Consider the following 8830-nt stretch of genomic DNA (forward strand, 5'->3'; position numbering starts at 1 on the left):
GGGCGGGTCTTCAGCATCGTCTCGGCGCCGGGACGCGGGCGCGGCTTCGGCCACCAGTACACCGTCCCCACCATCAACCTCAGCCGCTACGACGAACTGGTGCCCCTGGACGGCGTTTACATCACCCGCACCCGGGTCAACGGCGAGTGCTTCGATTCTGTGACCAACGTGGGCACCCGCCCCACCTTCGGCGACCTGTTCGCCATCGAGACCCACCTGCTGCACTTCCACCCCATCGCGCTGACGGCGCAGACCCGGGTGGAGATCTCGTTCCTCAAGCGGGTGCGGCCGGAGATCAAGTTTCCTACGGTGGCCGAGCTGCGCGAGCAGATCGCGCGCGACATCAAGCAGGCCCACCACTACTTCCAACTGCTGGCGGCGAAGAGCAAGCCTGCCGCCCGCAGCCGCCGCAAATCCCGCTGAAGGAGAGCGCCATGCTGAAGCACCTGCGCTGGAACGAGGTGAAGGACGAGCAGCTCAATCCCCAACTGAGCCGCAAGCTGGTGGTGGGCCAGGAACTGATGCTGGCGCGCGTGCTCTTGAAGAAGGGCTGCGTGGTGCCCGAGCACAGCCACGTCAACGAGCAGCTCACCTACATCCTGGAAGGCGCGCTCAAGTTCTGGATCGACGGCAAAGTGCTGGTGGTCGGCGCCGGCGAGGTGCTGTGCATTCCCTCCGACATGCCGCACAAGGCCGAGGCGTTGGAGGACACCGTGGACCTCGACGTCTTCTATCCTCCCCGCCAGGACTGGCTGGCAGGGACGGACGCGTATTTAAGAGGAAAGTAAACCACAGAGGACACAGAGGGCACGGAGGAAGACAAGGCAAAAGGAAAAACAGGAAAGAGATGGCGTCATCCTGAGGCGCTTGAGCGCCGAAGGATCTCGCGCGCAGCGCCGACCATGCTATTACAGCGACCCGCGCGAGATCCTTCGCAGGCTGAAGCCTGCTCAGGATGACGCCTATATCTCTTTTTGCCTTCTGCCCTCTTCCGTTTGCCTTGCTCTCCTCTGTGTCCTCCGTGTCCTCTGTGGTTAATTCCTCCCCTTTCCACTAGAATCCAGCGCGCATGGCCACGGCCACGGTTCCCTTCCGGTTCGCCGACATCACCCGCGCGCAGCGGCGCACGCTGGTGGCGGCCGCGCTGGGCTGGATGCTCGACGCCTTCGACGTCATGCTCTACGCCCTGGTGCTCACGCACATCATGCGCGACCTGGGCATGTCGAAGGCCACCGGCGGGCTGCTGGGCACGCTCACGCTGCTGGCCTCAGGCATCGGCGGAGTGCTGTTCGGCTACGTCGCCGACCGCATCGGGCGCACCCGGGCGCTCATGCTCAGCATCCTGACCTACTCGGTGTGTTCCTTCGCCTCCGGGCTCTCCACCACCATCCTCATGCTGGCCTGCTTCCGCTTCGTGCTGGGGCTGGGCATGGGCGGGGAGTGGAACACCGGCGCCACCCTGGTGGCCGAGACCTGGCCCACCCACCTGCGAGCCAAGGCCATCGCCATCGTGCAGTCTTCGTATGCCATCGGCTTCGCCCTGGCGGCGGTGGTGGCGGGCCTGGTGATGCGCTACCTGGGCAACTGGCGCTGGGCCTTCTTCGTGGGCGTGGTGCCGGCGCTGCTCACGCTGTGGATCTACAAGCGCGTGCCCGAATCCGAGATGTGGCAGGAGCACCGCGCCGAGCGCCAAGCCGCGGCGGAGAGCGGTGAAGTCGCCGGCGCTCCCCTCTCCGAACTCTTCCACAGCCGCTACTTGAAGCCCACGGTCGCGCTCACCCTGATGAACTTCCTGGGGATGTTCGGCTGGTGGGGGCTGTTCACCTGGGTACCGTCGTTCCTGTCCCTGCCGGTGGAGCAGGGCGGGCGCGGCTTCTCCACCGGCCTGATGACCTGGCTGCTGGTGGCGCTCAACCTCACCGGCATGTTCCCCGGCTATGCCAGCTTCGGGTGGGTGGCCGACCACCTGGGGCGGCGGCGCTCGTTCCTGGTTTACCTGCTGCTGGCGGCGGCGCTGGTGCCGCTGTACGCACTGGCCTCCAGACCGTGGATGCTGCTGCTGCTGGGCACGCCGGTGGCGTTCTTCGGGACCGGCTTCTTCTCCGGCTCCGGCATCATCGGCAGCGAGATCTTCCCTACCCGGCTGCGGGCGCGCGCCCTGGGCTTCACCTACAACGGAGCGCGGACGCTGAGCGCGGTCGCTCCCTGGATCATCGGCTGGGTGGGACAACGCAAGGGCCTGAGCTGGGCCTTTTACCTCTGCGCCTTCTCCTTCTTCCTGGCCGCGCTGGTGGCCACCTTGCTGCCCGAGACCAAGGGCAAGCACCTGGACTAGTTCCCGGTCCCCAGTTCCCGGTTCTCAGAGAGAACGCAACCCACTACCAGATGCGGCAAGGGTCCTTGCGAACCATGGGCGAGCCGGCCGGGCAGTGGAAGGCCTTCGCGAACTCGGGCATGTTGGAGACCACACCATTCACCCGCCAGCGCCCGGGGGAGTGCGGGTCGGTGCGCGCCAGCGAGCGCGCCCGCGCCTGGGTGACGTTGGCGCAGCGGATCTGTCCCCAGGCCAGGAAGAAGCGCTGCCGGGGAGTGAAACCGTCGATCCCGGGCAGGTCCTTGCCCGCCAGGTCGGCGGTGAGCGCCAGGTAGGCGAGATGCAGGCCACCGTTGTCGGCGATGTTCTCGCCCAGGGTGAGCTGCCCGTCCACCTTGAGGTCGTCCACCGCGGTGAATTGCGAGTACTCCTGGACGAAGCAGGCGGCGCGCTGCTGGTACTGGGCGGCGTCCTCCGGGGTCCACCAGTCGCGCAGGTTGCCCTGGCCGTCCCACTTCCGTCCCTGGTCGTCGAAGCCGTGAGTAAGTTCGTGGCCGATGACGCCGCCCGCGATGCCGAAGTTCACCGCGTCGTCCATGCGCGGGTCGAAGAAGGGCGGCTGGAGGATGCCGGCGGTGAAGACGATCTCGTTCAATGGGCTGTCGTGGTAGCCCTCGACGCTCTGCGGCAGCTCGTAGAACTCGCCGCGGTCCACCGGCTTGCCGAGCTTGGCGACCTGGCGGCGGAACTCGAAGCTGAGGGAGCGGAAGGCGTTGCCCAGGGCGTCGCCGCGCATGATGCGCAGAGCGGAGTAGTCGCGCCAGGTCTCCGGATGCCCGATCTTGACGCCGATGGCATCCAGCTTAGCCAGGGCCTGCCGGCGGGTGGCGTCAGCCATCCAGGGGAGCGTCTGGATGTCCTCGCGCAGGGCCTGCTTAAGCAGCCCCACCAGGCGCAGGACGCGCTGCCGACTGCTTTCGGGAAAATAAGCCTCGACGTACAGTTTGCCCTCGGCCTCGCCCAGGTCGCGGTCCACCAGGTCCTGGCAGCGCTCCGCCCGCGAAGGCATCTGCGTGAGCCCGCGCAGGACCCGGTCGTCGAACCCGAAGCCCTCCGCCACGAAGGCGGCGGGCATCGACGGCGTGGCTACGTGCACGAGGTGCCAGCGCAGATAGTCCTTCCAGTCTTCCAGGGGCGTGGAAACCAGCAGGCTGTTGAAGGCCTCAAGGAAACCGGGGACATTGACGTTGATGACCGGCACGTGCGCCAGGCCGATGCCGGCGAAGTACTGCTTCCAGGAAAAGTCGGGCGTGACGGCGGCGAGCTGCGCCGGGGTGAGCATGTGGTACTGCTTCTCCCGGTCGCGGCGCTGGAGGCGCGTCCAGGAGGCCTGCGCCAGCGCGGTCTCCAGGCGGAGCACCGCCTGGGCAGCGGCGCCGGCACCGGCAGGCGCGTACCCGAGCAGGACAAACTCTTTCTTCAAGTGCTCCAAGTACTTCCCGCGAAGCGCGGACGCTTCCGGGCCGGCATCGGTGTAGCGCTCCGGGTCGCGCATCCCCAGGCCGCCCTGGTCCACGATGGCGATGACCTTGGTGGAATCCTTCATGTCCTGGTCGGGATAGAAATCGAAGGGCACGTTGACACCCAGGGCGTTGAGATGGGCGATCTCGGCCACAAGCTGGGCGCGGCTGGTGACGGCGGCGATGCGCGCCAGCTCGGGCTGGAGGGGTTCCAGCCCTTTGGCCTCGATGCCGGCTTCGTCCATGCAGGAAGCGTAGTAGTCTCCAATCTTCTGCTGCTCGGGCGAGCGGCCCGCCCGCGGCTGCGCGGCCTGTTGCAGGATGGCGGTCAAGCGCTGCTGGTTGAGGTTGACCATCTGGTTGTAGCGGCTCCACAGGGAGCGGTCGGCGGGAACGGGATTGTGGGCCAGCCAGTTGCCGCAGGCATACTGGTAGAAGTCGGCGCAGGGATCGGCGCTGCGGTCGAGGGCGTCAATGTCGAATTTCAGGTCGGGCGCGGACGAGGACTGCGCTGCCCCCGCGATCGCCAGGGCGGCCAGCAGCGCGCCCAGCGCAAGTAATCGTCTCATCCCATCCTCCTCACGCAGCGCCGACCTAGGATAGAAGGGGAGGCGAAGTCCAGCTCGCCCGTACGTACCAGCGAGCGCGCGCTGCCATAGTGCTCTCCCGCCGGCAATCGGCGGGCGAATGTCGTGACCGGGTCAGACACGGCGTGCCTCCAGGTGTGGCCCCGAAAGGGGGAACAAGGGCAGAGGGTAGCTTACCAGCGCCCGCTCCCAAAATGGGACCGACCGTCAGGATTACCTTTGTAACCTTCTCTTCTTCGAATCGGGAGTGTAGTGTGTGCGGAACGTCTCTACAGGCCCCCGCTCACCGGGGTGAAACAGAAGAATTCGGAAGGACAAGAAGATCTAGGCATGCCCGGGGCTGGCCGCAAAGGCGAGCGCCTGGCATCCGTTCAGGGAGGATGCTGTGAACAGTACTGCGCTTCGTGGTTTCGCGGGTTTCCAGGTTGCGGTGGTGACTACCCTCTTGCTGTGCGGGCTGTTGGGCGCCGGCCCGGCCTGGGGACAGGCGAAGGTTCCGGGTGTCTCCGACAGCACCGTCCTGATCGGCTCCTGCTCGGCGTTGGACGGCCCCGCCCGCTTCCTGGGGACGCAGACGGTGCTGGGGGCCACCGCCTATCTGCACATCGTCAACGACAAGGGCGGAGTGCATGGCCGCCGCGTGCAACTGCAGGCCTTTGACGACGGATACGATCCCGACAAGACCACCGCCTGCTTCAGCCGCCTGATGAAAGAGGATGTCTTTGCCGCCGGCTTCTTCGTGGGCACCCCCACCGCGGTGAAGTACCTGCCCCTGGCGGAGGAGCACAAGGTGCCGGTGGTGGGGCTGTTCACCGGGGCGCAGGTGCTGTACTCGCCGCTGAAGCACTGGGTCATCAACGTGCGCGCCTCCTACTACGACGAGACCCGGGAGATGGTGGACGGCCTGTGGAACGGGCAGAACGTCACCAAGATCGGGGTCATCTACCAGGACGACGCCTTCGGCAAGGCGGTGCTGGACGGAGTGAAGCTGGCGCTGGACAAACACCATGCCACGCCCGCCGGCCTGGGCACCTTCACCCGCAACACCCTGGACGTGGATGCGGGCATCCGGCAGGTGCGGGCCGCCAACCCGGAAGCGGTGGTGCTGGTCGGGCCCTACGCGCCGGTGGCCGAGATCGTGAAGCGTGCCCACGCCCAGGGCTGGCATCCGGTCTTCCTCACCGTCTCCTTCGTGGGCACGGAGGCCTTCATCAAAGAGGCGGGCAACGACGCCGAGGGCACCATCATCACCCAGGTGGTCCCACCCTACGACCGCACCGACCTGCCCACCATCAAGCTCTACAACGAGGCCCTCAAGAAGTACTACCCGGGAACGGAGCCCAGCTTCGTCAGCCTGGAGGGCTTCGTGGACGCCATGGTGCTGGTGGAGGGTTTGAAGCGCGCCGGCAAGGATGTGACCCGGGAGAAACTGATCGAGTCGATCGAGTCCATCCACGGCATGGACGTGGGCCTGGGCCCCAAGCTGACCTTGAGCTACAGCGCCAGCGAGCACAAGGGCTTCAAGGAGGTCTACGCCACCGTGGTGAAGGGCGGCAAGCCCGTGGTCTTCACCGACTGGAAGAAGGTGCGGTAGGCCGGGCCGAGCTCCAGAGCTAGGCCGCGGAGGGCTTGGCGAACATCCGGTCCAGGTGGCCGAGTAGGGCGCGCACGCTGTCGTGCAGCTCGATCAGCCCTTCCGTCTGGAAGGTGACCTCGGTGGCCTCGATGTCGGTGATCAGCTCGCGGCAGAGCTGGATGGTGCTGTGGATGCGCTGCAGCGTGATCAGGGAGAGCACCTGGAAAGGGTCGCGCTTCTGCTGCTGCAGGGTCAGGAACTGCTCCACCGCCCAGGCGGTCTGGCGGGCGTGATCGAGGGCGTTGCGGAACTCGCGCAGCATGCGCGCGTCCACCGTGCTCTTCACCAGGTGACTCTCCAGCTCGCGCAACTGTTCGGCGAAGGCCTGCAGGCGGTTGGAGAGCGCGTCCTGCTCGACCGCCGGCGCTGCCTCCTGCTCCAGGCCCTCCAGCCGCGCCAGGATCTGCTCCAGCCGTCCCAGATGCTCGGCCTCCATCGCGGTGAACGAGATCCCCATCCCCAGCGCGGGATGGACGGTCTTCACTACCCCGGCGCCCAGCACCCGCAACTCGTGGAAGGTCAGGCTCAGGCGCACCTCGGTCCCCGCGCGAAAGGGATGCCAGGTCTCGATGTAGCAGCCCTGGCGGCTGATGTCGGTGCACTCCGCCCACAGCCGTACCTTCTCCTGGACGCTCTCCACCATGACTCCGGCCACGCAGCGCAGGCGCTTGGCGGCGCGCCGGCTCTGCACGGGCTGGAGGGGAGCAACCGGAGCGGGTGCGGGGACGGGGCCGGGGGCGCTTCTGAGGTCGTAGGTATCGCGCGCGGGCGGCGGCGCCAGCACGCCCCAGATGTACTTGGCGGGCTCCACGCAGCAGATCCCCACCTGGTGTTCCAAGGGGGTGCCGGCGGCGCCCACCCACGCCACCCGGAAGCGGGCCTTTTCCGCGCCGCACTGGATGCCGATGATGTCGCCGGGCTGCAGCGGCTGGGTCACGCCGCCCAGCCGTCCGCCCAGGCGGCTGAGGTCGATGGTCTGCGCCTGGGCGCTAAAAGGCCTTCCCTGAGCGTCCATCCCCCAGATGCGGACGGGCAGGACGCGGGCTAATCGTGGCTCACGACGCCGTCCCACTGCGCCACCATCATGGCACTTCTCTCCTTCCTTCCCGGTGACCTGGCTCACAGGCCACGGTGACAAGAGCGAAACAAGGCGCCTTTTGCGGCCTTGCAGGACACTCTTTGGTAACCGCTCAGCCCGGGGCGGAGACCCCGGGACCCTCGGGAAGCTGGATGACGACGGTGGCCGCCAGCACGATCCCCACCCCCAGCACCTGGCTGGCGCCCAGCCGCTCGCCCAGGAAGAGTGCCGCCAGGCTGATGGCGAAGACCGGCTCCAGGCAACTGGTGACCACGGCGCGGGTGGGGTCCAGCAGCTTCAACCCTGTGAAGTAGAAGGCGTAGGGCAGCAGGATGGAGGTCAGCGCGAAGACCGCCAGGAAGAACCACTGCCCGCGGGTGTAGTGGGCGGCGACGATCTTCCAGGGCGGGTTGAGGACCATCCAGAACAAGGCCGCGCCCAGCAGGCCGTAGACGATCACCTTCCAGCGGTCCAGCCGCTGCACCAGCCCGTGCCCGTAGGTATTGGTGAAAGCAAAGGAGAGCGCGGCCAACTCGGCCACGCCGATCCCGACCGGGTCGAGCTTGAGCCGGCCACGCTGGAGCACGCCCACCACAAGGGCGCAGCCGGTCACCGCCGCCGCCACCGCGCCCACGCGCAGGGCGGTGGCCCGCTGCCGCCGCCGCGCCACCAAGTAGAGCAGCACCCAGGCGGGCGCGATGTACTGCAGGATGATGGCGGTGCTCACCGAGGTCAGGTCGATGGCCTGGTAGTAGAAGAAGTTGGAGGCGGCGAAGCCGGCCACGCCCAGCAGCAGGCAGCGGGCCACGTCGCGCGGAGCCAGGGCCAGCGCCCCGCGTCCGCGCGCCAGCCACAGCAGCGGCGCCAGCGCCAGGAAGGAGAGGGTGGTGCGGGCCTGCGAAAGGATCAGGGGATCCAGGCGGGCGCTGCCCGCCGCCAGGTGCCCGGTGAAGGCGCCCTTGCCCAGCGCCGCCGAGCCCGCCCAGCAGAAGGTGGCGGCGGCGATGCACAGGTAGCCGAGCACCGGGTGCGACCCGGCCGGATCACTGCGCGCGGAGGAGCTGGTCGAGCTGCTCGGGGTCAAAACCGATCATCACCTGGTCGCCGACCACCAGGGTCGGGGTGGAACGGCTCTCGTACTTGTAGATGAGCTCCTCGACCGCCTGGCGGTCGCAGCTCACGTCCTTCTCGATGAATTCGATGCCTCGCTCCGCGAGGTGGGACTTGGCCCAGGCGCACGGCGGTCAGCCCGGCTGCGTGTACAGCACGACCTTGGGTTGCGGCATGGAAAGGAGATTACCAGACCGCGCACCCGGCGTCAGGAAATTTCACGCGTACTCGATTGCCGTGGTAATCCGCGCCGTCTTCTTGAGCATGGCCGAGACCGAGCAGTACTTCTCCTCCGAGAGCCGCACCGCGTCCTCCATGGCTTTGTGCTCGACCGGCCCGCTGACCCGGTAGGTGAGCCGGATGGAGGTGTAGACCTGAGGCGGGTCGGGGGCGCGCTCCGCCTGCGCCCGCACCTCCAGGCGGGTGAAGGGCTGGCGCTTCTTGCGCAGGATCCCGACCACGTCGGAGGCGGTGCAGCCGCACAGGCCGATCAGCACCAGCTCCATGGGGCTGGGGGCGGACTTGTCCGCGGCCGCATCGGTCACGATGGCATGGCCGCTGGTGGCGGTGCCGACAAAGCGCTCG

Annotated in this window: 8 protein-coding genes and 1 pseudogene; 4 read left to right on the top strand and 5 right to left on the bottom strand. The window is 67.4% G+C overall.

Annotation, left to right across the window (positions count from 1 at the left end):
- From VEG08_01595 to VEG08_01605, 3 genes are all read left to right on the top strand, one after another.
- A partial coding sequence (locus tag VEG08_01595; protein ID HXZ26670.1) for a riboflavin kinase occupies positions 1-423 on the top strand: 423 nt, incomplete at its 5' end.
- An 11-nt stretch (positions 424-434) separates the two neighbouring features.
- Positions 435-788, top strand: coding sequence for a cupin domain-containing protein (locus tag VEG08_01600; protein ID HXZ26671.1), 354 nt, complete (start codon positions 435-437; stop codon positions 786-788).
- Positions 789-1069: 281 nt separating this feature from the next.
- Positions 1070-2335, top strand: a complete 1266-nt coding sequence (locus VEG08_01605) for an MFS transporter (protein ID HXZ26672.1) — start codon at positions 1070-1072, stop codon at positions 2333-2335.
- Positions 2336-2378: 43 nt separating this feature from the next.
- Here the strand turns inward: VEG08_01605 and VEG08_01610 are convergent, their stop codons facing one another.
- Positions 2379-4403 carry a M13 family metallopeptidase gene (locus VEG08_01610; GenBank protein ID HXZ26673.1) on the bottom strand — a complete coding sequence of 675 codons (2025 nt, stop codon included), beginning with the start codon at positions 4401-4403 and terminating at the stop codon, positions 2379-2381.
- A 451-nt stretch (positions 4404-4854) separates the two neighbouring features.
- Here VEG08_01610 and VEG08_01615 point away from each other — a divergent pair, with 451 nt between their 5' ends.
- The gene (locus VEG08_01615; protein ID HXZ26674.1) at positions 4855-6015 is read left to right on the top strand and encodes an ABC transporter substrate-binding protein; all 1161 of its coding nucleotides are present in this window, start codon (positions 4855-4857) and stop codon (positions 6013-6015) included.
- Positions 6016-6034: 19 nt separating this feature from the next.
- Here VEG08_01615 and VEG08_01620 read toward each other — a convergent pair whose 3' ends face one another.
- The 4 genes and pseudogenes from VEG08_01620 to VEG08_01635 form a co-directional block, all read right to left on the bottom strand.
- On the bottom strand, positions 6035-7129 hold the full coding sequence (locus VEG08_01620) for a PilZ domain-containing protein (protein HXZ26675.1): 1095 nt from the start codon (positions 7127-7129) through the stop codon (positions 6035-6037).
- 118 nt (positions 7130-7247) lie between these two features.
- On the bottom strand, positions 7248-8219 hold the full coding sequence (locus VEG08_01625; GenBank protein HXZ26676.1) for a DMT family transporter: 972 nt from the start codon (positions 8217-8219) through the stop codon (positions 7248-7250).
- Positions 8179-8367: pseudogene (locus VEG08_01630) on the bottom strand (glutaredoxin family protein). Before VEG08_01630 ends, VEG08_01625 begins: the two are co-directional and overlap by 41 nt.
- Positions 8368-8463: 96 nt before the next feature.
- The coding region (locus tag VEG08_01635) for an OsmC family protein (protein HXZ26677.1) at positions 8464-8830 on the bottom strand (367 nt) is incomplete at its 5' end.

This window comes from Terriglobales bacterium, assembly GCA_035624475.1.
GTDB lineage: Bacteria > Acidobacteriota > Terriglobia > Terriglobales > Acidobacteriaceae > DASPRL01.